This window comes from Halopolyspora algeriensis (genome assembly GCF_003337235.1).
GTDB lineage: Bacteria > Actinomycetota > Actinomycetes > Mycobacteriales > Pseudonocardiaceae > Haloactinomyces > Haloactinomyces algeriensis.
On the sequence record NZ_QPJC01000008.1, the window covers coordinates 151,089 to 175,034 of the forward strand.

The 23,946-nt window shown below is 68.4% G+C and carries 28 protein-coding genes and 1 tRNA gene; 17 read left to right on the forward strand and 12 right to left on the reverse strand.

The annotated features are described in order from the left end of the window. Positions 1–106: 106 nt before the first annotated feature. Together DFQ14_RS13855 and DFQ14_RS13860 are read right to left on the reverse strand one after the other, a co-directional pair. Positions 107–661, reverse strand: a complete 555-nt coding sequence (locus tag DFQ14_RS13855) for a nicotinamidase (RefSeq protein WP_114453684.1) — start codon at positions 659–661, stop codon at positions 107–109. Between the two features lie 32 nt (positions 662–693). Beyond that, positions 694–1,998, reverse strand: a complete 1,305-nt coding sequence (locus DFQ14_RS13860; RefSeq protein ID WP_114453685.1) for a nicotinate phosphoribosyltransferase — start codon at positions 1,996–1,998, stop codon at positions 694–696. Positions 1,999–2,072: 74 nt separating this feature from the next. On the opposite strand from DFQ14_RS13860, the gene clpS reads away from it, so the two are divergent. The 13 genes from clpS to DFQ14_RS13925 all read left to right on the forward strand — a co-directional run bounded on the left by clpS (position 2,073) and on the right by DFQ14_RS13925 (position 11,144). Continuing rightward, positions 2,073–2,366, forward strand: a complete 294-nt coding sequence (gene clpS, locus DFQ14_RS13865; protein ID WP_114453740.1) for an ATP-dependent Clp protease adapter ClpS — start codon at positions 2,073–2,075, stop codon at positions 2,364–2,366. Further along, a complete protein-coding gene (locus DFQ14_RS13870) occupies positions 2,363–2,926 on the forward strand; it encodes a DUF2017 domain-containing protein (protein WP_114453686.1) in 564 nt (187 codons plus the stop codon). The genes clpS and DFQ14_RS13870 overlap by 4 nt, the downstream gene beginning before the upstream one ends. Positions 2,927–3,022: 96 nt before the next feature. Continuing rightward, positions 3,023–4,096 (forward strand): P1 family peptidase, encoded by a 1,074-nt coding sequence (locus DFQ14_RS13875; protein ID WP_246195513.1) that lies wholly within the window; start codon positions 3,023–3,025, stop codon positions 4,094–4,096. A gap of 103 nt (positions 4,097–4,199) precedes the next feature. Then, a complete protein-coding gene (locus DFQ14_RS13880) occupies positions 4,200–4,655 on the forward strand; it encodes a M67 family metallopeptidase (protein ID WP_114453687.1) in 456 nt (151 codons plus the stop codon). Positions 4,656–4,754: 99 nt separating this feature from the next. Next, a complete protein-coding gene (locus tag DFQ14_RS13885) occupies positions 4,755–5,033 on the forward strand; it encodes a MoaD/ThiS family protein (protein WP_114453688.1) in 279 nt (92 codons plus the stop codon). Positions 5,034–5,061: 28 nt separating this feature from the next. Beyond that, a complete protein-coding gene (locus DFQ14_RS13890) occupies positions 5,062–6,012 on the forward strand; it encodes a PLP-dependent cysteine synthase family protein (protein WP_114453689.1) in 951 nt (316 codons plus the stop codon). Positions 6,013–6,160: 148 nt separating this feature from the next. After that, entirely contained in the window at positions 6,161–6,763 is a 603-nt protein-coding gene (locus tag DFQ14_RS13895; RefSeq protein WP_246195512.1) for a rhomboid family intramembrane serine protease, read from the forward strand. Next, positions 6,760–7,581 (forward strand): glutamate racemase, encoded by an 822-nt coding sequence (gene murI / locus DFQ14_RS13900; RefSeq protein WP_114453691.1) that lies wholly within the window; start codon positions 6,760–6,762, stop codon positions 7,579–7,581. The genes DFQ14_RS13895 and murI overlap by 4 nt, the downstream gene beginning before the upstream one ends. Continuing rightward, positions 7,578–8,345: an MBL fold metallo-hydrolase gene (locus tag DFQ14_RS13905; protein WP_114453692.1), complete on the forward strand. Its 768-nt coding sequence runs from the start codon at positions 7,578–7,580 to the stop codon at positions 8,343–8,345. Before murI ends, DFQ14_RS13905 begins: the two co-directional genes overlap by 4 nt. Positions 8,346–8,445: 100 nt before the next feature. Continuing rightward, a complete protein-coding gene (locus tag DFQ14_RS13910) occupies positions 8,446–8,865 on the forward strand; it encodes an Imm1 family immunity protein (RefSeq protein ID WP_114453693.1) in 420 nt (139 codons plus the stop codon). Between the two features lie 42 nt (positions 8,866–8,907). Then, complete coding sequence (gene rph, locus DFQ14_RS13915) at positions 8,908–9,693, forward strand: ribonuclease PH (protein WP_114453694.1); 786 nt, start codon at positions 8,908–8,910, stop codon at positions 9,691–9,693. Then, the gene (rdgB, locus tag DFQ14_RS13920; protein WP_114453695.1) at positions 9,690–10,295 is read left to right on the forward strand and encodes an RdgB/HAM1 family non-canonical purine NTP pyrophosphatase; all 606 of its coding nucleotides are present in this window, start codon (positions 9,690–9,692) and stop codon (positions 10,293–10,295) included. Before rph ends, rdgB begins: the two co-directional genes overlap by 4 nt. A gap of 90 nt (positions 10,296–10,385) precedes the next feature. Next, a complete protein-coding gene (locus tag DFQ14_RS13925; RefSeq protein ID WP_114453696.1) occupies positions 10,386–11,144 on the forward strand; it encodes a sulfite exporter TauE/SafE family protein in 759 nt (252 codons plus the stop codon). 143 nt (positions 11,145–11,287) lie between these two features. Here the strand turns inward: DFQ14_RS13925 and bcp are convergent, their stop codons facing one another. Continuing rightward, positions 11,288–11,755 (reverse strand): thioredoxin-dependent thiol peroxidase, encoded by a 468-nt coding sequence (gene bcp / locus DFQ14_RS13930; RefSeq protein ID WP_114453697.1) that lies wholly within the window; start codon positions 11,753–11,755, stop codon positions 11,288–11,290. 225 nt (positions 11,756–11,980) lie between these two features. Between bcp and DFQ14_RS13935 the strand changes: the two genes are divergently transcribed. Then, positions 11,981–13,714 carry a pyruvate dehydrogenase gene (locus tag DFQ14_RS13935; RefSeq protein WP_114453698.1) on the forward strand — a complete coding sequence of 578 codons (1,734 nt, stop codon included), beginning with the start codon at positions 11,981–11,983 and terminating at the stop codon, positions 13,712–13,714. Between the two features lie 182 nt (positions 13,715–13,896). Then, positions 13,897–14,742 carry a class I SAM-dependent methyltransferase gene (locus DFQ14_RS13940; protein WP_246195511.1) on the forward strand — a complete coding sequence of 282 codons (846 nt, stop codon included), beginning with the start codon at positions 13,897–13,899 and terminating at the stop codon, positions 14,740–14,742. Here the strand turns inward: DFQ14_RS13940 and DFQ14_RS13945 are convergent. Continuing rightward, a complete protein-coding gene (locus DFQ14_RS13945) occupies positions 14,718–16,277 on the reverse strand; it encodes a PH domain-containing protein (protein WP_114453699.1) in 1,560 nt (519 codons plus the stop codon). The two genes, DFQ14_RS13940 and DFQ14_RS13945, sit on opposite strands and share 25 nt — an antisense overlap. Continuing rightward, positions 16,274–16,789, reverse strand: coding sequence for a PH domain-containing protein (locus tag DFQ14_RS13950; protein WP_246195510.1), 516 nt, complete (start codon positions 16,787–16,789; stop codon positions 16,274–16,276). Before DFQ14_RS13950 ends, DFQ14_RS13945 begins: the two co-directional genes overlap by 4 nt. A 526-nt stretch (positions 16,790–17,315) precedes the next feature. Here DFQ14_RS13950 and DFQ14_RS13955 point away from each other — a divergent pair. After that, complete coding sequence (locus tag DFQ14_RS13955) at positions 17,316–17,909, forward strand: hypothetical protein (RefSeq protein ID WP_114453700.1); 594 nt, start codon at positions 17,316–17,318, stop codon at positions 17,907–17,909. Between the two features lie 103 nt (positions 17,910–18,012). Here DFQ14_RS13955 and DFQ14_RS13960 read toward each other — a convergent pair. Next, positions 18,013–18,086, reverse strand: a tRNA-Leu gene (locus tag DFQ14_RS13960). 155 nt (positions 18,087–18,241) lie between these two features. Between DFQ14_RS13960 and DFQ14_RS13965 the strand changes: the two genes are divergently transcribed. Further along, entirely contained in the window at positions 18,242–18,463 is a 222-nt protein-coding gene (locus DFQ14_RS13965; protein WP_114453701.1) for a DUF3618 domain-containing protein, read from the forward strand. Between the two features lie 110 nt (positions 18,464–18,573). Here DFQ14_RS13965 and DFQ14_RS13970 read toward each other — a convergent pair whose 3' ends face one another. From DFQ14_RS13970 to DFQ14_RS13995, 6 genes are all read right to left on the reverse strand, one after another. Further along, positions 18,574–19,326, reverse strand: a complete 753-nt coding sequence (locus DFQ14_RS13970) for a TetR/AcrR family transcriptional regulator (RefSeq protein WP_246195509.1) — start codon at positions 19,324–19,326, stop codon at positions 18,574–18,576. Positions 19,327–19,394: 68 nt separating this feature from the next. After that, positions 19,395–19,715 (reverse strand): hypothetical protein, encoded by a 321-nt coding sequence (locus tag DFQ14_RS13975; RefSeq protein WP_114453702.1) that lies wholly within the window; start codon positions 19,713–19,715, stop codon positions 19,395–19,397. A 122-nt stretch (positions 19,716–19,837) separates the two neighbouring features. Beyond that, positions 19,838–20,431 (reverse strand): nucleotidyltransferase family protein, encoded by a 594-nt coding sequence (locus DFQ14_RS13980; RefSeq protein WP_114453703.1) that lies wholly within the window; start codon positions 20,429–20,431, stop codon positions 19,838–19,840. Beyond that, positions 20,424–21,530, reverse strand: a complete 1,107-nt coding sequence (locus DFQ14_RS13985; RefSeq protein WP_114453704.1) for an XdhC family protein — start codon at positions 21,528–21,530, stop codon at positions 20,424–20,426. The genes DFQ14_RS13980 and DFQ14_RS13985 overlap by 8 nt, the downstream gene beginning before the upstream one ends. A gap of 54 nt (positions 21,531–21,584) precedes the next feature. Next, the gene (locus DFQ14_RS13990) at positions 21,585–23,051 is read right to left on the reverse strand and encodes an NCS2 family permease (RefSeq protein WP_114453745.1); all 1,467 of its coding nucleotides are present in this window, start codon (positions 23,049–23,051) and stop codon (positions 21,585–21,587) included. 292 nt (positions 23,052–23,343) lie between these two features. Next, positions 23,344–23,835 carry a nucleoside deaminase gene (locus DFQ14_RS13995; RefSeq protein ID WP_114453705.1) on the reverse strand — a complete coding sequence of 164 codons (492 nt, stop codon included), beginning with the start codon at positions 23,833–23,835 and terminating at the stop codon, positions 23,344–23,346. Between the last annotated feature and the right edge of the window lie 111 nt (positions 23,836–23,946).

Genomic DNA, 23,946 nt, shown 5'->3' on the forward strand with positions numbered 1-23,946 from the left:
CTGCGTACGTGGCTGAAAGCGGCTCCACGCCGCTTGCCGAAGCGACCGCAAACAGCCGGCCAGTCGGTCCCACCCGCACCGCTACGCAAACCGACCCACACACCTTTCAAGCCACGACGGGGTCGCCGACGAGGGTCACCCCCGCCTGCCGCAGCTCGTCCAGCGCGGCATCGACGCTCGAACGGGAAACACCGGCGGTGAGCCCCAGCAGCACACTCGTGGCGAAGCCCTCGCGGGCCGCGTCCAGCGCGGTGGCGCGCACGCAGTGATCGGTGGCGATGCCGACGACGTCCACCCGGTCCACCTCGTGACCGGCCAGCCACCGGGCGAGGCCGTTGCCCTCGAACCCGGAGTAGCCGTCGCTGTACTGGCCCTTGGAGAACACCGCCTGCACCGGGGCGACGTCGAGTTCCGGGTGGAACGCCGCGCCCGCGGTCGCCGCGACGCAGTGCACCGGCCACGAGCGCACGAAATCCGGCTCGTCGCTGAAGTGCCCGCCCGGATCGATGTGGTAGTCGCGGGTGGCCACGATGTGGTCGTGGTTCGTCCGGGCCATGTGCTCCGAGATGGCCCCGGCCACTCCCGCGCCGCCGGGGACGGCCAGGGCGCCGCCCTCGCAGAAGTCGTTCTGCACGTCGACGACGATCAGTGCCTTGCTCATCCCGTCTCCCGCCCTCGGTCCTTCGGGTGATGTCAGGTGCTGTGCTCCGCGTCGGCGAACACCGTCGGGATCGCCGGCTCGCCCGCGGACAGTTTCAGGCCCTCCCACGGCACGCTCACCAGCGCATGCCTGAGCCGCTGCCGATTGTCCTCCAGTGTGGGCAGATCATCGACCCGTTCACCATCGCGCATCAGCGGGATCTGCATGAAGCGATCGTGGGGGCCCGCCTTCGGCGGAGCGGCATCCGATGCCCGGTACACGACCTCCTCGATCGCGGTTCCGGTGTCCTTGTGCGTGCGCAGAGCGCCCTTGTGGCCCCCGCGCGACTCCTTGTGCGAGCTGCGCTTGGCCACCGGCCTTCCCTCGACCTCGACGAGCTTGTAGACCATGCCCGCCGTGGGAGCTCCCGAACCGGTCACCAGCGAGGTGCCCACCCCGTAGCCGTCCACGGGTTCGGCACGCAGCGAGGCGATGGCGTACTCGTCCAGGTCTCCCGAGACCACGATGCGGGTGCCCGTGGCACCGAGCGAGTCGAGCTGCTCGCGCGCCTGCCTGGCCAGTACCCCCACGTCGCCGGAGTCGATCCGGATCGCACCCAGCCCCGTCCCGGCGACGTCGACGGCCGTGTCGATACCCCGGGAGATGTCGTAGGTGTCCACCAGCAGGGCCGTGCCGGTGCCCAGGGCCGCGACCTGGGCCTCGAAGGCGGAGCGCTCCGAATCGTGCAGCAACGTGAACGAGTGCGCCGAGGTACCCGCTGTGGGGATGCCGTAGCGGTGTCCGGCCTGCAGGTTCGAGGTGGCCGTGAAGCCGGCGAGGTAGGCGGCGCGCGCGGCGGCGACCGCGGACTCCTCGTGAGTGCGCCGGGACCCCATCTCGATGAGGCGGCGGCCGTTGGCGGCCGAGACCATCCGTGTCGCTGCCGCCGCGATCGCACTGTCGTGGTTGAGGATCGACAGGATCACCGTTTCCAGCAGGACGGCCTCGGCGAATGTCGCTCGCACCGTCAGCACCGGTGATCCGGGGAAGTACAACTCTCCCTCGGGATAGCCGTCGATCCGGCCGCGGAAGCGGTGGTCCCGCAGCCAGGACAGGGCCTCCTCGTCGCAGATCCGGCCCAGTGCCTGCAGCTCGGCGTCGCCGAAGCGGAAGTTCTCGATCGCCTCGAGCAGCCGCTCGATCCCGCCGACCACGCCGTACCGGCGACCGTCGGGCAGGCGCCGGGCGAACACCTCGAACGTGCATTCGCGATCGGCGGTCCCGTCGCGCAGTGCGCCGGCGAGCATGGTCAACTCGTAGTGATCGGTGAACAGCGCCGTACTGGCTGGATCGGTCATGCCCGAGAGGTTACGGGTTTTCGGATGTTCCTGTGGTCGGCATCCTGCTCGGGGCCCCGTGCGAAAATGACGGTATGACCTCGCCCGCCGAAGTGGAGCGCGTACAACCTCAGCCGGAGGAAGCCGCCTTCGAGGACCGGCCGTGGGTGACCGTGGTCTGGAACGATCCGGTCAACCTGATGTCCTACGTGACCTACGTGCTGCAGAAGATCTTCGGTTACAGCAAGGATCATGCCACGAAGCTCATGCTGGACGTGCACAACAAGGGCAAGGCGGCGGTGTCCTCCGGTTCGAAGGAAAAGGTGGAGGCCGACGTGGCGAAGTTGCACGCCGCGGGCCTGTGGGCAACGATGCAGAAGGACTCATGAACGGCTGGACACGCAAGAACGGGCATCTGCGAGCCGAGTTCGCCCCCCAGGAAGCTGCGGTGATTCGTGGTCTGGTCGGCCAGATCAAGGACATGCTCGCCGCGCGTGCCGACGAGGCGCCTGTGGACGAGCTGACCGAGCTCACCGGTATCCGCACCGGGCCGGCCACGCCTCCGGAGGATCGGGTGCTCGGTCGGCTGCTGCCCGATTTCTACCGGAGCGACCCGGAAACCGGTGAGTCCGATGAGGAGGAGACCGGCGCCGCGGGTGCGATGCGCTCGTTGCACGAGCCGGAACTGCTGGAACTCAAAACCGGTGTGGCGGCCACGGTCCTGGAGACCTGCCCCCCGGAGGGCGGCACGGTGAAACTGACCGAGGAACAGGCGGACAGCTGGATGTCGGCGATCAACGATGTCCGGTTGGCCCTGGGCACCGCGTTGGACATCGACGAGGACATGCCCGACGAGTTGCCCGAGGACGATCTTCGCCGGGAGCATCTCAACGTGTACCAGTGGCTGACCTGGGTGCAGGACAACCTGGTGGAGGCCATGAGCTCGTAGTATCTCCTCCAGAATGACTCGCGTAGCGGCTCGGGTGGTGGGCGAGCGGCTCGCGCCGCTTGCCCGACGGTGGTTGCGTGCGATTCGAGGAGGCCGGTGTACGTGGTGGTCGGTGGCAATCCGGGTCGGCTGAATGCGATCGTCGACGTCGACGGCGTGCGGGTGGGTCACCACCATCGCCTGGACGAGCGGTGGGCGACGGGGACCAGTGCCGTGGTGACCCCGGAAGGAGCGGCCGCGGCGGTCGACGTCCGCGGTGGCGGCCCCGGTACTCGGGAGACCGACGTCCTGCACCCCACCCACCTCGTGCAGCAGGTGCACGCCATCGTCCTCACGGGCGGGAGCGCCTATGGACTGGCCGCCGCCAACGGCGCCATGCGATGGCTCGCCGAGCGCGGGCACGGCTTTCCCGTCGGTGCGACCCCGCACGAGGTGGTACCGATCGTTCCCGCCGCCGTGCTGTTCGACCTGCCGATGGGGCAGTGGGGCAACCGGCCCGACGCGACGTTCGGGTATGCCGCCTGCGACGCGGCCACTGCGTCCGAGCTCCGCCAGGGCAACGTCGGGGCGGGCACCGGCGCGGTCGCCGGAAGTGTGAAGGGCGGTATCGGCACGGCCAGTACCGTTCTGAGCGGCGAGATTTCCGCCGCGGGCGCCACCGTCGGTGCGCTGGTCGCGGTCAACTCCTCGGGCTCGGTGATCGACCCGGCCACCGGGCTGCCGTGGGCGGCGGAGCTGGAGCTGGACGGTGAGTTCGGCCTGCGCCGGCCCGACGGCGCCGAGGTCGAGGCGGCGCGCGAGCGTGCTGCCCGGCGCCCCGCGCGCCATGGCACGGCGGCGCGGCCGTTGAACACCACGATCGGCGCCGTGGCCACCGATGTCACCTTGAACAAGGCGGAGTGTCACCGCCTGGCCGTGGCCGCCCACGATGGGCTCGCCCGGGCGGTCAGGCCCGCGCATGCGATGACCGACGGGGACACGGTCTTCGCGCTCTCCACCGGTCGCACCCCGGGGCCGGGCAGCCGGGAAAGCTGGGCGGGCACGCTCGACGAGCTCTGCGCCGCCGCTGCCGACACCGTATCGCGTGCGATCGTGCACGCCGTGCTGGCGGCCGATCCCGTCGGCGACGTGATCGGCTACACGCACCTCTACCGCTCGGCTCGGGAATGAAGCAAGGTCGGATAGCGTTACATGCACAGCGTTGCATGCTGAAAGGTCCCACCGGGATTTCACATGGTGAGAGCCCGGTGACTCATTTCGTAGGATGGTGTCTGTGCTGGTGATCCGACGCGACCTCGTGGATGCGATGGTCGCGCATGCTCGACGGGACCACCCGGACGAGGCGTGCGGTGTGATAGCCGGCCCGGAGGGGTCGGAGCGGCCGGAACGGCTGGTCGAGATGATCAATGCCGAGCGCTCGCCGACCTTCTACCGCTTCGACTCGGGCGAGCAGCTGAAGGTGTGGCGCGAGATGGACGCTGCCGACGAGGAACCGGTGGTGATCTACCACTCGCACACCGCCACCGAGGCGTATCCGTCCCGCACGGACGTCTCCTATGCCTTGGAACCCAACGCGCATTACGTCCTCGTGTCCACGAGAGATCCCGAAGACCACGAGCTGCGCTCCTATCGCATCGTCGACGGCGTCGTGACCGAGGAGCCGGTGGAGGTCGTCGAGTCGTACATGTTCGCCAACACCGGCGCCGACGACATTCCCGACTGTCGGTGATCCCTCTTTTTTCGAACCGGCCGCGGCCGGCCGGTTCAGCGCGCTCGGCGCGAGCGAGCTCGTCGTTGTCCATTCTTGTAGTGCACAGGAGGTTCCACCATGGCAATCAACGTTTCGATTCCGACGATCCTGCGTACCCACACCGGTGGCCAGAAGTCGGTCGAGGCGAACGGCAGCACGGTGGCCGAGATCATCAACGATCTCGACAGCAGGCACAGCGGACTCAAGGACCGGCTGGTCAAGGAGGGCAACCTGCACCGGTTCGTCAATGTCTACGTCAATGACGAGGACGTCCGGTTCGTCGGTGGGCTGGATGCCACCGTCAGCGACGGTGACAGCGTGACGATCCTGCCTGCCGTGGCCGGCGGTATGCGCTGAGCCCTGCCGAGCCGCGAGGAGGCTGACCATGGCCCGTTACGATTCACTGCTGGACGCTCTCGGCGACACGCCGCTGGTGGGATTGCCGTCGCTGTCGCCGTCCGAGAACGTGCGGCTCTGGGCGAAACTCGAGGACCGTAACCCGACCGGTTCCATCAAGGATCGGCCGGCGTTGGCGATGATCGAGGCGGCCGAGAAGGAGGGCCGCCTGACGCACGGTTGTACGATTCTGGAACCCACCTCCGGAAACACCGGGATCTCGCTGGCCATGGCAGCCAGGCTCAAGGGCTACGGCCTGGTGTGCGTGATGCCGGAGAACACCTCGGAGGAGCGCAGGCAGATCCTGCAGGCGTTCGGCGCGCGGATCGTCTCCTCCCCGGCCGAGGGGGGGTCCAACCAGGCGGTGGTGGTCGCCAAGGAACTGGCCGAGCAGAACCCCGACTGGGTGATGCTCTACCAGTACGGCAACTCGGCCAATGCCGAGTCGCACTACCACACCACGGGCCCGGAAATCCTGCGCGATCTGCCCAGCATCACGCATTTCGTCGGCGGCCTGGGCACCACCGGCACGCTGGTCGGTGTGGGCAACTACCTGCACGACCAGAAGCCGGGCATGCAGGTCGTGGCCGCCGAACCCCGTTACGGGGAACTCGTCTACGGACTGCGCAATCTCGACGAGGGATTCGTGCCCGAGCTCTACGACGAGAACGTGCTGACCCGGCGTTTCTCGGTCGGGGCCTACGATGCGCTGCGCCGCACGCGGCAACTTCTGGAATCCGAGGGCATCTTCGCCGGGATCTCCACCGGTGGCGTGCTGCACGCCGCGCTGACCATCGCGGAGAAGGCGGCCAGAGCGGGCGAGACCGCCGACATCGCGTTCATCGTCGCCGATGCCGGCTGGAAGTACCTGTCCACCGGTGCCTACACCGGAACTCTGGACGAGGCCGCACAACGCCTGGACGGTCAGCTCTGGGCGTAGTTGTTCCGCCGCGCCCCGTCGAGGGCGCGGCGGAGCACCGGCGCGCAATCTCGGGGATGACCCCGAGTCGCCGGCCCTCACAGCGGCGTAATGTCGTGGTGTGGAAGCAGTGCCGGAGCCCTCGAGCGGTCGCCGACGAGCTCGCGTCGTGCCCGCGAAGCCGTTCGGCGCGGCCTTTGCCGTGGCCGTGTTCGTCGCCGCTCTCTACGCGCTCGAATTCCTCGACATCATCGTCCCGGTCGACCTGGAGGCCAACGGGATCTACCCGCGGGAAATCCACGGTCTGGACGGAATCCTGTGGTCCCCGCTGCTGCACGCAGGCTGGGCCCACCTGCTGGCCAACACCGTACCGATCCTCGTGCTCGGTTGGCTGACGATGGCCGGAGGAGCCCGGCAGTTCGTCGCCGTGACCGCTCTCGTGTGGATCCTCGGTGGGGTGGGCACCTGGCTGGTCGGTTCGGAGGGAAACCACATCGGTGCTTCCGGCCTGGCCTTCGGCTGGCTGGTGTTTCTCCTGGTGCGCGGGTTTTTCACCCGTAGCTTCGCGCAGATCGCGGTCGCGCTGGTGCTGTTCTTCTACTGGGGTGGCATGCTCTGGGGCGTCCTGCCGGGACGGCCCGGTGTCTCCTGGGAGGCACACCTGTTCGGTGCGCTCGGTGGGCTGCTGGCGGCTCGGCTGGTTGCGGCCGGCGACCGCAGAGCGAATACCCGCGCACGCGGGTCCCGATCCACTGGGAGAATGAGCGCGTGACGGATGCGCCGATCGGGATTTTCGACTCCGGTGTCGGCGGACTGACGGTCGCCCGCGCGATCATGGACCAACTGCCCGGCGAGCGGCTGCGCTACGTCGGCGACACCGCCCACGCCCCCTACGGGCCGCTGCCGATCGCCGAGGTGCGCAGGCACGCACTCGCGGTCGCCGACGCGCTGGTCGAGGGCGGGGTGAAGATGCTCGTGATCGCCTGCAACACCGCGTCCGCGGCCTGCCTGCGCGATGCTCGTGAACGCTACGACGTGCCCGTGGTCGAGGTGGTCCTGCCTGCCGTACGCCGGGCGGTGGCGACCACCCGCAACGGGCGCATCGGTGTGATCGGCACCAGCGCCACCATCCAGTCCCGCGCCTACGACGACGCCTTCGCCGCCGCTCCCGAGGCGGCGCTGAGCACGGTCGCCTGCCCGCGCTTCGTGGATTTCGTGGAGCGCGGTATCACCAGTGGTCGTCAGATCCTCGGACTCGCCCAGAGCTACCTGGACCCGCTGCAGCAGGCCGACATCGACACTCTCGTACTCGGCTGCACGCACTACCCGCTGCTGACCGGGGTGCTGCAGATCGTGATGGGAGAGCAGGTCACACTGGTCTCCAGCGCGGAGGAAACCGCCAAGGACGTGGTGCGGGTGCTCACCGAGCACGACCTGTTCGCCGCAACCGCGGCCGAATCCCCGCGCGAGCACGAGTTCCGATCCACCGGGTCGCCGGAGGCGTTCGCGAAACTGGCTCGCAGATTCCTCGGTCCGGCGACGACAGCCGATGCCGGACAACTGCTCGACGTGTCACGCTCGTCGGCGTGAAACTCACGGTACTCGGCTGCTCCGGCAGCATCCCCGGCCCCGACTCGCCCGCCTCCGGCTACCTCCTCGAAGCCGGGGGAACTCGCATCGTGCTGGACCTGGGTAACGGCACGCTCGGCACGCTGCAGCGGTTCGCCGATCCCTTCCAGGTCGACGCCCTGCTGCTGTCACATCTGCACCCGGATCACTGCGCCGACGTCGGTGCGCTGACGGTGTTGCGGCGCTACCACCCGGACCCGCCCCGCGATCCCGTGCAGCGACGCCTGCCGGTGCTGGCCCCGCCGGAAGCCCCCGAACGGCTGGCCGCGTTGTACGCACCGTCGGCTGCCGAACGTGCCGGAACCGATCTGTCGGATGTGTACGAGTTCCGGCCGCCCCCGGAAGAACCGGTGCACATCGGCCCGTTCGAGGTGCGTGCGTTTCCGGTGACGCACGTGTGCCCCACGTGGGGCTTCCGGATCGCGGCGGAAGGCAGGGTGCTGGCCTACACCGGTGACACCGGGCCGTGCGCGGAGCTCACCGAGCTCGCTCGTGGAGCCGATGTCCTGCTGTCCGAGGCATCGTGGGCCGACTTCGCCGAAGCACCCGACGGCCTGCACCTGTCCGGGCGCCAGGCCGCCGAGGCCGCGGATGCGGCCGGTGCCCGGCAGCTGCTGCTCACCCACGTGCAACCGTGGGTCGAGGGGCGTGCTGTCCTCGAGGAGGCCCGCGAGCGCTTCGCTTCCGCCGAGCTGGTCGAGGCAGGCCGCACCTATACCGTTTAGGCGTGCGTGGATGTGGATCGACGTGTACAGGGGTGCGGGTAGTGGCACCTCGGACGCCGCCTCGCGAGTTCCGATCCGACCACGCTATGAAGGAGGGACCATGACGATCACCGCCGTGTGGCCGATCAGCTCGACCTATGATCCGAATGCGGGGGACGGCCTCACCGTGACCGATCCCGCCGGCATCGACGATCTGGTCGCACGCCTGTCCGAGCCGACCGCAGGACCGGCCACCATCTGGCACGAGCAGCGGGAGCCGGTCGCCGAGGACACCGAGATGCTCGACCACGACGTGCTCGCGGTGGTGCACGACGGCTACGCCTATCTCAGCTACATCGACGCGGGCAACGACTTCGCGATACTCGATGGAGACCCGGCCTCGCCCGGGTTCGCGGGAGAGGACATCGATTTCCCGCCCGGCAGCGGTGTCTCCACGCAGCTGCTCGCCGAGGCACTGCGCGAGTTCCTCCGGACCGGTCGGCGTCCGGCAGCGGTGAGTTGGCAGCCGGTGGAACCGTGAGCGGTGTGCACGGACCGCGAGGGGAGGCCTTAAGGTGGGCGCGTGGTACGAGCTGACGGTAGGAGCGACGATGAGCTCCGGGATGTACGGATCACCCGCGGATACCAGGACTGGCCTGCCGGCTCGGTTCTGGTGGAGTTCGGACGCACTCGGGTGCTGTGCGCGGCCAGCGTTCAGGACGGTGTTCCGCGCTGGCGTGCCGGCTCCGGTCTGGGCTGGGTGACCGCCGAGTACGCGATGTTGCCTTCGGCGACCGGAACCCGCAGTGCCCGGGAGTCGGTGAAGGGCAAGATCGGTGGCCGGACCCACGAGATCAGCAGGCTGGTCGGGCGCTCGCTGCGGGCCTGCATCGACATGGGGGCTCTGGGCGAGAACACGATCACTCTGGACTGCGATGTGATCCAGGCCGACGGCGGTACCCGGACGGCTGCGATCACCGGCGCCTACGTCGCGCTCGCCGATGCCGTGACCTGGTTGCGGGCATCGCGCCGGCTGTCGGACCCGAAGCCGCTGTCCTGTTCCGTCGCCGCGGTGAGTGTCGGTGTCGTCGACGGTCGGGTGCGCCTGGATCTGCCCTATGAGGAGGATTCGCGCGCCGAGGTGGACATGAACGTGGTGGCCACCGATCACGGCACGCTGGTCGAGGTGCAGGGCACCGGTGAGGGCGCCACCTTCCCCCGTTCCACGATGGACAAGATGCTCGATTTCGCGCTGGCGGGCTCGGCCCGGTTGTCGCAGATGCAGGCGGACGCGCTGGCCGAGCCGTACCCGGGCACCCTCCCGGAGGGGAAGGGGCCGGGCGGTAAAGGGCCGGGAGGCAAGGCGTGAGCAGGCTGCTGCTGGCCACGCGCAACACCAAGAAGCTGGACGAGTTGCGCCGGATCCTCGCCGCCGAGGGGGTGCACGGTATCGAGGTCGTCGGGCTGGACGCGGTCCCCGAGTTCCCGGAAACGGTCGAGACCGGCGCGACGTTCGAGGACAACGCCGTGGCCAAGGCCGCCGACGCCACCGCCGCGACAGGACTGCCCGCCGTGGCCGACGATTCGGGACTGACGGTGCAGGCCCTCAACGGCATGCCCGGGGTGCTCTCGGCGCGCTGGGCCGGGCGCCACGGTGACGATGCCGCGAACCTGGAACTGCTGCTCGGCCAGCTCGCCGATGTGCCCGACGAGCGCCGGGCAGCGGCGTTCGTCGCGGCTGCGGCGCTGGCGCGGCCGGACGGCAGCGAGGTCGTGGTGCGCGGGGAGTGGCGCGGTACGTTGACGCGCGAACCGCGCGGGACCAACGGTTTCGGCTACGATCCGATCTTCGTGCCGGAGGGGGAGACCCGTACCTCGGCCGAGCTGACCTCGGACGAGAAGGATGCCGACTCCCACCGGGGCCGAGCCCTGCGCCTGCTGCTGCCCAGCTTGCGCGAGCTCGTGGCCTGATCGCGGTGGGCGGCCGGCGGCGGTGACGCGATTGTGGCGAGGCTCGCCCCGCTGTGGGCAGGGGTGATTCGGCCAGCTAACTTTCTTGCCGTGTTCACCGGATGGCTGGAACCGACCCTGTTCGGGTTTGTCGGCTTCTTCTCCGGCGCGATCAACGCGGTCGCCGGAGGAGGGTCCCTGCTGGTCTTTCCCGCGCTGCTGGCGACGGGCATGACCCCGCTGGTGGCCAACGTGACGAACTCGGTCGCCCAGGGTCCCGGATTCGTCGGGGCGGCTGTCGGGCAGCGCAGTGACCTGGCGAGCAACAGGCAGCGGCTGGTGTGGACCTCGATCGCGGCTGCGGTGGGGTCGGGGATCGGTTGCGTGCTGTTGCTGACGTTGCCCGGTTCGGTGTTCGACATGGTCGTACCGGCGCTGGTCGGTCTGTCAGCGGTGCTGATGGCGCTGCAGGGCGTGATCAAGAGGTGGCTGGGCAATCCCGATCGGGACGCACCGGATCACACCGTCCTGCTGACCGCGGGAATCTTCCTCGCCTCGATCTACGGCGGCTATTTCGGGGGCGCGCGCAGCGTCATTCTGATCGTGATCCTGGCTCTGGCGGCCAACGGGCCGCTGCGCGAACTCAACGCCGTCAAAAGCTGGCTCAGCCTCGTGGGCAGTGCGGTGACCCTCGCGGTGTACGCGCTGGTGGCGCCGGTCGACTGGGGAGCCGTGCTGCTGCTCGTGCCCACGACGTTGCTCGGCGGGTACGTGGGCAGCAAACTCGCGCAGCGACTGCCCGCCGCGGCACTGCGCTATCTTGTCGTCCTGATCGCGGCGACCGTCGCGATCTACATGGCCGTCGACTGACGGGCACCGCGCCCGGGTCCCGACCGGGCTCATGGCTGCGCGGAATCCGTGGTTCCGAGAAAAAGGGCGCCCTGCCGGGAAGGGCGCCTTCGGAATGTTTCGTGGCAGGGCGAGAAGCCCGATCGAGTGAGACCGTGTTCGGCTCAGACGCCGATCTCGCGGCGCAAGCGGTCGACGTGGCCGGTGGCCTTGACGTTGTACATCGCCTTGTCGATCTTGCCGTCGGCGTTGACGACGAACGTCGAGCGGATCACGCCCTGCACGGTCTTGCCGTAGTTCTGCTTCTCCCCGAACGCACCCCAGGCCGCCATCACCGAGTGATCCGGGTCGGACAACAGGGGAAAGGTCAGGGACTCGTCATCGCGGAAGGACACCAGTTTTTCCGGCCGGTCGGGGGAGATCCCGAGCACCGTGAAGCCCGCATCGTTGAGCGGGGACAAGCTGTCCCGGAAGTCGCAGGCCTCCGTCGTGCATCCGGGGGTGCCCGCGGCGGGGTAGAAGTAGACGACGACCGGCCGGCCCCGGTAATCCGACAGTGTCACGGTGTTGCCGTCGGCATCGGTCAGGGAGAAGTCGGGGGCGGCATCGCCCGGGGAAAGTCGTTCGGTCATGCTTCGACGTTAGCCGATGCCCCATGCCGCTGATGCCGCGGCGTGGGATGTGAGGGTCCGGCCGCTCGTCGCAGTCGTCCGGGTCCCGGCCACCGGGTCGTCGCCGGGACACGGGAACGGCCACGGACGGTGCCCGGAGTGGCTCCGTGGTGGGCGCCGAGTTGCGCGGGCACGGGAACGCGCGTAACGACGAGCGCATACGCCAACGGTGCCGGAGGAGCAGCGATGCCGACAGTGGCCGACCAGTTCATCGACGTTCTCGTCCAGGCCGGGGTTCAGCGGGTCTACGGGATCGTGGGAGACAGCCTCAACCCCGTGGTCGACGCGGTACGCCGGACCGAGGGCATCGAGTGGATACACGTCCGCCACGAGGAGACCGCCGCGTTCGCGGCCGCGGCCGAGGCGCAGATCACCGGCAGGATCGCGGTGTGCGCGGGGAGTTCCGGCCCCGGCAACCTGCATCTGATCAACGGCCTGTTCGATGCGCACCGCAGCGGTGCACCGGTGCTGGCCCTGGCCTCCCAGATCCCCTCGACACAGATCGGCACCGGCTTCTTCCAGGAGACCCATCCCGAGAAACTGTTCAACGAGTGCAGCCACCTGTGCGAGGTGGTGTCCCAGCCGGAACAGATGCCCCGGTTGCAGCGCATCGCGATGCAGACCGCTGCGGGGCGGCGCGGCGTGTCGGTGCTGGTGCTGCCCGGCGATGTGGCCGAAGAGCCCGCTGTGAACCCGACCGGTCAGGGCACCGTGCATCGTGAGCCGCCGACGGTGGTGCCGCCCGAGTCCCAGGTTCGTGCGCTCGCCGAGGCGATGAATTCGGCCGAACGCGTGATGTTGTTCTGCGGCGCCGGGACCCGGGGAGCCCACGATGAGGTGATGCGCCTGGCGAGCGTGCTCAACGCTCCTGTCGGGCACGCCCTGCGCGGCAAGGAGTGGATCCAGTACGACAACCCGTACGACGTCGGGATGAGCGGCCTGCTCGGCTACGGTGCCTGCCACGAGGCCATGCACCGGGCCGACCTCGTCGTGCTGCTGGGAACCGACTTTCCCTACGACAACTTCCTGCCGCAGGCCCATACCGTGCAGGTGGACATCGAACCGTCCCACCTGGGACGCCGCACCGTGCTCGACGTGGCGGTGCAGGGAGACGTGGGCGAGACGATCCACGCGGTACTGCCTCATCTCGAGCAGAAAACCGATCGGTCCTATCTGGATCAGATGCTGCGCGAGCATGCCGACAGGCTCGAACGCGTCGTGGACGCATACACGCGCAACGTCGAAAGACAGGTGCCCATTCATCCCGAATACGTCGCCGACGTGCTCGATGACGTGGCTACCGAGGACGCCGTGTTCACCGTGGATACGGGAATGTGCAACGTGTGGTCCGCCCGGTACGTGACGCCCAACGGCAGGCGGCGGGTACTGGGATCCTTCGTGCACGGCTCGATGGCCAATGCGCTGCCGCAGGCGATCGGTGCGCAGCTGGCCGACCGGGAGCGCCAGGTGATCGCCATGGCCGGCGACGGCGGCCTGGCCATGCTGCTCGGTGACTTGCTGACGCTGCGCACGCACAACCTGCCGGTGAAAACGATCGTGTTCAACAACGCGTCGCTGAGCATGGTGAAACTGGAGATGCTGGTCGACGGCCTGCCCGACTTCGGCACCGACCACGAGGGCAGCGACTTCGCTGCGATCGCCTCGGCCGCCGGGATCCACTCCGTGCGCGTGGAGCGCCCTGGAGACGTGCGGGACGCACTGACCTCGGTATTGCGGCACCCCGGTCCGGCGCTGCTGGATGTGAGCACGGATCGTAACGCCCTGTCCCTGCCTCCGCAGATCACCGGAGAACAGGTGAAGGGCTTCGCGCTGGCTGTCAGCCGCACGGTGCTCTCCGGTGGGGTGGGCAAGATGCTCCAGCTCGCACGGAGCAATCTGCGCAACATCCCGAGGCGCTGAGGCGCCGGGAACGCACGCGGGCGGCCGGTACGTCGAGGCGAGCGAAAGGGACCGATCGACCTGCCCGGATCTCGTCGGTCGAGGCGGCGCTCGATATGGACAGGGCCGTCTTCGGCGGGGCCGGACCGCACCGACTTTCGCGCCGACTTCCGACCATGGGATGTAAGCGGTACAAACGGTACATGGCGGACGGATTCGATGTCACGACCCGCTCGATGCTGCGATCCAATGAAGCCAACTGGGATGCCCGGACTCCGGTGCACTTCGCCAGTGCCTTCTACGGCCTGGACGGAACCCGGAGCGCCTTTCACTGGTTCGCCCCCTTCGAGTGGGAGGATCTCGGAGACCTCACCGGGCAGGAAGTGCTGCACCTGCAGTGCCATCTCGGCACCGAGACCCAGGCCTTCGCGCACAAGGATGCCAAGCACACGGTCGGGCTGGACTTTTCGAGCGAGTCGCTGGAGCATGCGCGGTACATCGCCTCGAAGGCGGGGCTGGACATCGAATACGTGCACGCCGATGTGTACGACGCGCCGGAAGTGCTGAGCGGTCGCTGCTTCGACGTGATCTACACGGGCAAGGGCTCGCTGTGTTACCTGCCCGACCTTCCACGGTGGGCGCGGATCGTCAACGAATTGCTCCGGCCGGGTGGCATCCTGTACCTCACGGAGTTCCACCCGTTGCTGAATTGCCTCGGCCCCGTCGCCAAACCGGGGGAAGGGCAGGAGCTCCTGCTGCGCAACGATTACTTACCGGGGCGGGGAGCGGTCGAGCGCGACTCGACCTACACCTATACGGACGGTCCCGCCATCCGGGGCAAGACGGTCAGTTACGAGTGGACACACGGGTTGGGCGACGTCGTCAACGCCGTCGTCGGCGCGGGCATGACGGTCTCGCAGCTGCGCGAGACCGATGCGCTTCCGTGGCAGCGCTGGGAGCAGATGGTGCCCACCGACAACGGCTGGTGGCGCCTACCGGACGGTGCCCCTCGCATTCCCCTGCTCTACGCGCTCCGTGCCACTCGGTGAGCCGGCTGCTTGCGGGAGCGGCGGGTTTCGAGGAACGGAACCAGCAGGTCGGGGACGGCTTCGTCCGCGAAGGTCAACCCGTCGTGGACGGCGACATCGCGGACCGCGTAGACCCCGGCTCCCGCGGCGGTCGTGGCGGAGATGGTGATCAACCCGGATCGCCGTTGGAACAAGGACTGCTTCATGCGCCACCCGATGACTCCACTGCGCCGCAGTGCGACCGTGCGCCGGATACCGGTACCGGAACGGGTGATCACGTACTTTCCGTCCAGTGCATGGCCGAGATTGCGGTAGGCATCGACGGCGAGCCCGATCGCGATCGGAACGGTGCCGAGTGCGGGGATCCACACCCATGAGGGCATCCAGCCGATCATCGCCCCGCACACCGCCAGTGCGATCACCAGCGCGACGGGGCCGACCAGTGCCCGTGTCAGGCGCCGCCGCAGCGCGGCGCCCGGGTGCGCCGCGACCGGGCAGTTGTCCGTGACCGGTCGGTTCTCCCGCAGGACGGCGGCTGCGACACGGTCGGCTTCGGCCCGTGGAGCGGGCGGCAGTATTGCCTTGCGGTCCGGCTGCTTGGTCTCCGTCTGCTCCCCCAGGCCGGTGGCCACGGCATTGGTGCGGGCTCCGCCCACCCAGCGCAGGAGCAGGGGTTCGGCGAGTTCGATCCCTCGAAGTCTGCGTTCCTCCAGCGACAGGGATCGGGTGGTGAGCAGTCCCCGGCGCACCCGCAGGGTCGCGTCCTGCTCCCGGGTCAGACGGAATCCCCACCACATCTCGAGCGACAGCAGGAACGGTCCGAGCACCCCGAGTATCAGCAGGATGAGGACGACAACGGTGATACCGGTCCACAGCGGCAGAGTTTCGAACCACTTGCCCGCCGTGTCGAACACGCCCAACGTGGTCAGCACGTTGTTCAGGGTGCCGATCGCGGAGACGAGCGCACCCCAGACGACCAGTACGAGCGACACGGTCGCCATGGAGTAACCCAGCCAGAGCGGGCGCAGCCGGGCTATTTCGGTTTCACCGGGCTCGGACGCCTCGGCCGTTGCCGTACCGGTCGGTTCCGTGTCGGCGCGGAGCAGTTCGCGGCGGAGCGCCTCGGCTCGGGGTGTGGCGATCGCGTCCAGCTTGAGCTCGCTGTTCTCCCCGGCCTGTTGTCCGGTGCCGATCTTCACGATCGAGAGGCCGAAGAGCCGGTGGGCCGGTGGCGCCGTGAGATCGACACTGCGGATCCGGTCGCGCGGAATGGAGCGGTGGCTGCGGGACAGTTTGCCCGCACGCCTCTCGAATCGGTGCTCGGTCACGCGGTAGTAGGTGAAGTACCAGTTCACCGCGGCGCCACCGAGGACCAGGGCGATGACTGCCAGCCCGATTCCCACGGTGATCAGCAGTGTGGGCACATCGGTGTCGCCGAGGGCCATGAGGACGACCACGGGCAGCAGCGATGCGAGTGTCGTCGCGCCGACCGCCAGGATGCTTTTCGGGTCGAGCCGGTGCCACTGTCCGTGGGGGTCGTCCGGTGGGGTGGTCATGTGGCATCCCCCCGCGTGGCCTGTGTGACGGCGGTGAGGTGTTCGACCACCTCCGTGGCCACGTGCTGGTCGAGGCCCTCGATGGTCAGCGGCCCGGCCGCGGAAGCCGTGGTGACGGTGACGCTGGACAGGCGGAACAGCTGCTGCAGCGGGCCCCGTTGGGTGTCCACGGTCTGGATCCGCGAGAGAGGAGCCACTCGCCATTCCTGGTTGATCCATCCGGCAGCGGTGTAGACGGCGTCGTCGGTGGTCTCGTACCGGTGTACCCGGTACCGCCACTGCGGCATGACGGCGACATAGCAGAGGCCGAGGACGGCGGCGATGATCAGTGCCAGTGCGAACCAGAACCGTGCCGGTTCGATCCACCATGCTGCGAGTGCCAGCCCGACAATGCCGACGATCACCGTCGAGGCTGCTTGCGTGGTCCACCACAGGATGGCGCGCCGCTCGACGCGATGGCGCGGTGGGCGCAGAGTCAGGTGGCCCGCCGGCACGGGCTGCGGCTCGGACACGACTCGCCTCTCTCTGCTGGATGTGGAGTGAGACTCTCTCACGGGTCGGCTCTATCAGGGTAGGGCAACGAGCGAGCCCTCCGAACACCCTCGGCAGGTGGTGATCGGACACCGCCGGTGATCTGTGCCGGGGTGGGGAGCAGGAGTCGAGACACTGCGTGCTGCACGTTTCGCATTATTGTGATCGAATTCGTTCCCGGAGGAAGTGAAAAATTGATCCGGATAATTTTTTTCGACCTTCGGGTTCGTGTGGAAGAATACCCGTCGGAGTGAGTGTGCCGTCCTCCGGAAAGGTGGTCGCGGACCGCGGCGAACCTGCTGACGAGGGCGTTCTGCGGTGGCTTGGGAGCGTCGTGCCCCACGGTGGCGATCGAAATGCCACGACACGACCGTTGTGATGACGCAACTCGCCACAATTTCGATCAGGACGATCTTCCTGTTGGTGCGGTATCTTCTCACCGGAACGAGATGCGAACGTTCGAATCGAGTTCCGATTCTTTTTTCGTGAAAAAACAGGACGAGAGGAATGATCGCTGTGCGCAATGTCTACCGTGGACTGATCGCCGGAGCGCTCGGGCTTCCGTTGGCGTTCGGGGCACCCAGCGTGGCTCTGGCCGGTGAGTACGACAAGGACGGCGGGGGCTACCACAAGTCCGACGAGGGCCACGGCAACAAGGACGACGGGGAAAACGGCAAGAAGGACGGCAAGGGCGACCGCAAGAAGTCCGACGCGGGCGACGGTGACAAGGCCGTGGACGCCAGCCGGCCGAGTTCGGAGCAGGTGCAGGGCCAGGAGAACACCGGCGGGCAGGAGCAGGAGACCGATCAGAAGAACGCGAGCTCGTTCTCGATCTACCAGTTCGTCTTCGGCGGTAAGGGTGACCCGCTGCAGACGGTCACGCCCATGGTCGACCAGACGAACGAGGGCACGACCGAGCAGAACCAGGGCTTCGCGCAGGGACAGGCCTCCGAGCAGGGCCAGGATGTCAGCCAGGGCGCCACTCTGAACAAGGGCTCCGGCACGAGCGAGGACACTCGGACGGAGGAAACCTCCGAGCAGGGCCAGGGCTCCGGACAGGGTCAGACCGCTGAGGAGGGGCAGGCCACCGAGAAGATGTGAGTACGTCCGTGAAGCAGCCGGTGGCGGGCCCGGCCGGGCCCGCCACCGGCTGCCACGGGAAATCGCCGCTGCGGGCGGGATATCGGTGCACGGTGTCCGCGAGTGAGGCCGGCGGGATTCGAACCCGCACTGGCTAGGACCTAAACCTAGTGCCTCTGCCAATTGGGCTACGGCCCCGATGTTTCCAGCCTAGCGTGTGCTCGCGAGAGTCCTTGCGGCGGTCGAACTCCGCGCCGGGCGGGTTTTCGGCGCGACACGGGCAACCACGGGTGAGAACCTTTGAGCTGTGTGATCTACCGTGTACGCAGCCAGGTGAACACGAAGGAGGACACGTGGCCCGCGACCCCGACGCCATCCAGCGAGACATCGAGAAAGCCCGTGATGCGCTGGCCGCGACACTCGACGAACTGGAAACCAAGGCGAACCCGACGCGCGCCGTCGAAGTCGGAAAGGCCACTGTCCAGGAGAAACTGAACGACCCGAGAGTGCGCTACGCGCTGATCGGCTTCGGAGCCCTGGTGACGGTCGCCCTGGTACGCAAACTGTTCCGCTGACCGTTCGACGCGTGTGCGCTGCTGTTCGACAAGCAGGACCCGTGGCCCTGTGGCTCGAGCCGCACGACATACCCGGCACAGGCCCGCATGCCGGGAACGTGCTCGTGGCATCAGCGCAGGAGCGGTAGCAGAGCCTCGTTGAGCAATCGGTCGACGAAGCGCTGATCCAGCGGCTCGCCGGTGAGCATCAGTCGGTGGATCAGCGCGGCCCCGGCCAGTTCGACAACGGTGTCGATGGGGGCGTCGGTGCGGATTTCACCGCGCTGGAGGCTGCGTTCGATGATGCGGCGCAGCATGTTCCGCTGTGGAAGCAGGAAGGACTCCCGGAACGCCTCGGCCAGTTCGGGCTCGTGCGGCAGCTCGCCGACCAGCGCCTGTGCGGCCTTGCCGATCGGGCCGGTGAGGAATCCGGCGAAGGCGCTCAGGAACTCCCGCAGGTCGGCATCGATCGCGCCGTGGTCGGGTTCGGGAATGTTCCGCCGGACGAGCTGGGTGCAGGTGTCGATGACCAGTTCCAGCTTGGATTCCCAGCGGCGGTAGATGGTGGCCTTACCCGCCCTGGCACGTGCGGCGACCGCGTCCATCGTCAGTGCGCGATAACCCACCTCGGCCATCACCTCCAGGGCGGCATTGCGCAGGGCGGCGTCCCTGCTGGCATCGCGCGGGCGTCCCCTGCCGGGCGCGGGGGAGCGGCCACCGCCGCCCGGGGTGGCAACCGAGCGCGTGTGCTCCTCACGCGTTCGCTCCGCTGGGGTGCTGCCGGTTCGAACACCGGCCGCGGTGTTGTCGGCGTGGGTGTTTTCAGCAGAAGTGCCGCCGGTGGGGACACCGTCCGTTCCGGCGTTGCTGATGGGTACGTTCACGGCGGACATCCTCGACATCGGATCCCTTCACTCCACTGTGAACGCTACCGAGGTCGGCCCACTCGTGCTCACCGGGCCATGTGCCCGGTGTGCCCCTTGTCGGCGGCGGCGCTGGCCTGCTGTGCCGCGGCGAGGGTCGCCTCGTCGGACAGCCCGTGCCTGGCCTGCAGGTAGGCGGTGCTGAACGCGAAGCCGTCCCCGTCGAGCAGGTGGATCACCACGCGGCCGGACTGGTTCGGGGCCACTTCCTCGATGAGCTGGTCGGCCTTGTCCCGCGCGGCGATCAAGCCGGGAGCACGAGCGGTCTGGGTCTCCGTTCCCGAGGTGACGGTGACCGACCAGTCGTCGCCGTCGGGCAGGTAGTTGGCAGTGATGTGTCCGGTAGCCATGGTGTGCCTCCGCGTCGGGCAAGCTCCATATCGTGTGACGTCGCACCTTGTCGCGCCGGTGCCGTGGCTGGTGCCCCGCAGCAGGCGCAGGCGGCTCGGTCACCGCACGTTGGTCACCGACTTTACGGGTTTTGCCGCCGCAAGTCCGCCGGGTGGTCGATATCGAAACCCTCGGCGATGTCGTCACAGGGTACGAGTGTCACCTCGTGATGGCGAAGGTACTCCCGCGCACCGGAGTCCCCGGTGGCCGAGGCGCGTATCCCGGCCCAGTGCTCGCGGCCCAGCAGCACGGGGTGGCCACGCACTCCCGCATAGGTCGCCGCAGCGAGCGCGGAGGGGCTCGCGTGGTCGGCGATCCTGCGGGCGGCCTCCGCCGTGACACCGGGCATGTCGACGGGCAGGACCAGCATCGAGACCACCTCGTCGGCACGGTCCTCGTCCGTCAGCGCATCGAACGCCGTGTGCAGGGAGGAGGCCAGGCCGCTTGCCCAGTCGGGGTTGACGAGCAGCGTGGCCTGCGGCAGGTGTGCCCGCCGGGTCACCTCCTCGGCCGCTGCCCCGAGAACCACCAGCACGGGATCGCACCCGGCCGCGGCGAGCACTCCCGCGGCCCGTTCGACGAACAGCGTGCCACCGTGGTCCACCAGTGCTTTGGGGCGACCGAAGCGGTGGCCCGCCCCGGCTGCCGGCACCACCCCGGCCACCGCCTCACGCATGGGCGTGGATCGGGCCGGTGGTGTGGGTCAGCGGGCGCGCGCTCGTGCCGGTGCGTGCGGTGATGATCTCCGCGGCGATGGACACCGCCGTTTCCTCGGGAGTGCGCGCTCCCAGGTCGAGGCCGATGGGAGCACGCAGGCGGCTCAGTTCCTCCTCGGTCGACCCGGCCTCACGCAGGCGGCGGAGCCGGTCGGTGTGGGTCCGGCGGGAGCCCAGCGCCCCGATGTAGGCGGCACGGCTGCGCAGGGCTTCCCGCAGGACCGGAACGTCGAACTTGGCGTCGTGGGTGAGGACGCAGATCACCGTGCGCGCGTCGATGCCGGCCTCGACGAGGTACTCGTGCGGCCACCGCACGACCACCTCGTCCGCGTCCGGGAAGCGTTCCGGGGTGGTGAACACGGCACGAGCGTCGCACACCGTCACGCGATAGCCCAGGAACCTGCCCTGGCGTGCGAGCGCGGCGGCGTGATCGATCGCACCGAAGATCAGCATCCGCGGCGGCGTGCTCCAGGATTCGACGAACACCGCGTGCTCCGCGCTCCGGCCGTCGGGCCCCGCCCCGCCGGAACGGGACAGGCATACCCGGCGCAGGTCGGAGACGTCCTGTTCGAGCATGGCCCGGGCCAGCACGGTGATGCGGTCGTCGAGATCCTCCTCGGCCGTGCTGCCGTCGCGGTCCTGTGGCCACACGGCCAGGGTGGCACCGGTCTCCAGGACGCGGGCCAGCGCGACGGGCTCACCGGCGAGCCCCGCCCGGAGCGCCGCGAGCAGGGCCGTGTCGCGGTGCGGATCGACGGGCTGGATGTGCACGTCGATCCGCCCCCCGCAGGTCAAGCCCACCGCGAACGGGTCATCGGGGTCGTAGTCGAACTCCGACCGCACCGGCAGGCCGGTGTCCAGCGACTCCAGGGCCAGCGCGTGCACCGATCCCTCGATGCACCCCCCGGACAGACTGCCCACCACGGTCCCGTCGGAGCGCACCGCCAGAGCGGCCCCGACCCCGCGCGGCGCGCTGCCTCGTACCGAGATCACCGAGGCGACCGCAAAGCTCTCGCCCGCCTCGGCCCACCTCAGCAACTCTCCGGCGATGTCGCGCACGATGCCTCCTTCGTTGTGCGAACCGTGATCGTGCCGACGGCGCTCGCTGCTTTCTCACCCGGCGCCGAAGAGGGTCTTGACTCCCTCGATCCCGAAGTAGAGGGCGAAGACCACGGCGAGAACGCCCATGATCCCACCGATCTCGCGGAGCCGGCCCTTGCAGACCTTGATCGCGCAGTAGGCGATGAGCCCTGCGCCGACACCGTTGGTGATCGAGTAGGTGAACGGAATGATCGCCACGGTGAGAAAGACCGGGATGACGTAATCACCGTCGTTCCACGGGATGTTGGCGCATTGCGCCATCATCATGCCGCCGACGACCACGAGCGCGGGAGCCGCGGCCTGCGCCGGAACGACCGCGGCCAGGGGAGTGAACAGCATGGTCGCCGCGAACAGCGCACCGGTGACCACGCTCGCGAGCCCGGTACGGGCGCCCTCGCCGACACCGGCGGCCGACTCCAGGAACACCGTGTTCGGTGCGGACCCGGCGAGGCCGCCCGAGGCCGCACCGACACCGTCGACCAGCAGGATGCGCCCCATGCCCCGGATCTTGCCGCGGGAATTCATCAACCCGGCCTCGTTGCCGACACTGGTGATGGTGCCCATCGCGTCGAAGAATCCGGACAGCACGAGGGTGAACAGAAAGACCGTTCCGGCCACGGCGCCGGCGGAGACGAAACCGCCGAAGAGATCGATGGTGCCGAGCAGGCTGAAGTCCGGTATCGAGACCAGGCTGGAGGGCAACTCCGGCGCGGTCCGTCCCCAGGCTCCCTCGGGGATGTCGAACGCCGAGTTGACGATGATCGACAGCACCGTTCCGGTGGCGATGCTGATGAGAATGGCGCCCGGGACCTTGCGCGCCACGAGCACGACCATCAGCAGCAGCGTCAGGCAGAACAGCGTGATCGGCCACCCGCCCATGCTGCCGCTGTCGCCCATCTGGACCGGGACGGTGGTGTCGGCCGCATCCGGAACGCGGGTGACGAACCCGGCGCTGACCAGGCCGACCAGCGCGATGTAGAGGCCGATGCCGACGGTCAGTGCGGTCTTGAGCGGAAGTGGGATCGCGTTGATGATCCGTTCACGCACCCCGCTGATGGCCATCAGGATGATGCAGATGCCTTCGAGCACCACCAGCCCGAACGCCTGGGCCCAGGTCATTTCCGGTGCGATGGTGAAGGCCACGATGGGGATCGCACCGAGCCCGGCGGCCATCGACAGCGGGGCGTTGCCGACCACACCCATGAGGATCGTCAGGAGACCGGCGCACAGTGCCGTGGAGGTGGTCAGGGCCGTGGTGCTCAGGGTGGCTCCGGTCGCGTCGGACGAGGAGCCGAGGATGAGCGGGTTGAGCAGCACGATGTAGGACATCGCGACGAAGGTCGTGAGTCCGCCCCGCAACTCGCGGGAGACCGTGGAGCCGCGAGCGGTGATGCGGAAGTATCGGTCGATCGCCGAGCGGCGTGCTTCCGCGGGTTCCGCATCGAACTCACGGGTTTCCGGTCTCAGTTGCTGGGTCATGCGTCCTCCCATGCCGGTGGGCGCCCTGGGGCGTACTCGTGCGAGAAGTACGGCCCGGACTGCTCGCCGAACCGCCATTCGGAAATTGCGGCCGACTGTTGCGGGGGCGTTTAGTCAATTCGTTTCGACAGCCGATCGACGGGATATTCCACGATCGGAACGGAGCCATTTCGGCGAAGAGGAGAATGGTCGCTGAATTGCTCCGGCACGACACCGCACCGACCCGGTCGTCGGTCCGGCTGCCGCTGTGCGGCGGTGTCACCGCTGTGGCGACACCACCGTAGTCGTCGCCTCAGTACTCGATGCGGTCGGCCTTGACCTGCCAGGCATCGAAAGGAGCGGTGCGGTCTTCGGCGGGCAGGTGGTGCACCGTTGTCGGCCACACCGAGTCGGGATCGGTGAACAGTTCGTAAAAAGCACGGTCGTCGAACCCGGCCACGGCGGCGTCGTCCCGGTCGGCGGCGTAGACGATGCTGTCCAGCCGGGACCACAGCGCGGAGGCCAGGCACATCGGGCACGGTTCACACGAACTCACCAGGATGCAGCCGTCGAGTTTGAACGTGTTGAGCGCACGGCAGGCATTGCGGATCGCGGTCACTTCGGCGTGCGCGGTCGGATCGAGATTCGAGGTGACGAGGTTCGTGCCGGTGGCGACGACCTCGCCGCCGGAGACGATCAGTGCCCCGAACGGCCCTCCGCCTGTTGCGACACTGTCGGTGGCCAGGCGTATCGCCTCGCTCATCCACCGGCTCTGCCGGTGGTCGGGTGCGGATCGGGTCTCCATGGACACGGATACTCCTTGGGAGCAAATCGGATTCGTGGGCCGGGCGCGGACACGTTCGCCCGGGGTGGTTTCGGACACGGCCGGAGAAATCCCGAAACCACCCTCGAACGA

Excerpts from the sequence above, each read along its gene's own strand:
- DFQ14_RS13910 (WP_114453693.1), top strand. The coding sequence starts at position 8,446 with ATGACGATCACCGCCGTGTGGCCGATCAGCTCGACCTATGATCCGAAT.
- DFQ14_RS13890 (WP_114453689.1), top strand. The coding sequence starts at position 5,062 with ATGGCCCGTTACGATTCACTGCTGGACGCTCTCGGCGACACGCCGCTG.
- DFQ14_RS13940 (WP_246195511.1), top strand. The coding sequence starts at position 13,897 with ATGGCGGACGGATTCGATGTCACGACCCGCTCGATGCTGCGATCCAAT.
- DFQ14_RS13945 (WP_114453699.1), bottom strand. The coding sequence starts at position 16,277 with ATGACCACCCCACCGGACGACCCCCACGGACAGTGGCACCGGCTCGAC.
- DFQ14_RS13975 (WP_114453702.1), bottom strand. The coding sequence starts at position 19,715 with ATGGCTACCGGACACATCACTGCCAACTACCTGCCCGACGGCGACGAC.
- DFQ14_RS13870 (WP_114453686.1), top strand. The coding sequence starts at position 2,363 with ATGAACGGCTGGACACGCAAGAACGGGCATCTGCGAGCCGAGTTCGCC.
- DFQ14_RS13995 (WP_114453705.1), bottom strand. The coding sequence starts at position 23,835 with ATGGAGACCCGATCCGCACCCGACCACCGGCAGAGCCGGTGGATGAGC.
- clpS (WP_114453740.1), top strand. The coding sequence starts at position 2,073 with ATGACCTCGCCCGCCGAAGTGGAGCGCGTACAACCTCAGCCGGAGGAA.
- DFQ14_RS13990 (WP_114453745.1), bottom strand. The coding sequence starts at position 23,051 with ATGACCCAGCAACTGAGACCGGAAACCCGTGAGTTCGATGCGGAACCC.
- DFQ14_RS13980 (WP_114453703.1), bottom strand. The coding sequence starts at position 20,431 with ATGCGTGAGGCGGTGGCCGGGGTGGTGCCGGCAGCCGGGGCGGGCCAC.
- DFQ14_RS13885 (WP_114453688.1), top strand. The coding sequence starts at position 4,755 with ATGGCAATCAACGTTTCGATTCCGACGATCCTGCGTACCCACACCGGT.
- DFQ14_RS13935 (WP_114453698.1), top strand. The coding sequence starts at position 11,981 with ATGCCGACAGTGGCCGACCAGTTCATCGACGTTCTCGTCCAGGCCGGG.
- DFQ14_RS13860 (WP_114453685.1), bottom strand. The coding sequence starts at position 1,998 with ATGACCGATCCAGCCAGTACGGCGCTGTTCACCGATCACTACGAGTTG.
- bcp (WP_114453697.1), bottom strand. The coding sequence starts at position 11,755 with ATGACCGAACGACTTTCCCCGGGCGATGCCGCCCCCGACTTCTCCCTG.
- DFQ14_RS13955 (WP_114453700.1), top strand. The coding sequence starts at position 17,316 with ATGATCGCTGTGCGCAATGTCTACCGTGGACTGATCGCCGGAGCGCTC.
- DFQ14_RS13855 (WP_114453684.1), bottom strand. The coding sequence starts at position 661 with ATGAGCAAGGCACTGATCGTCGTCGACGTGCAGAACGACTTCTGCGAG.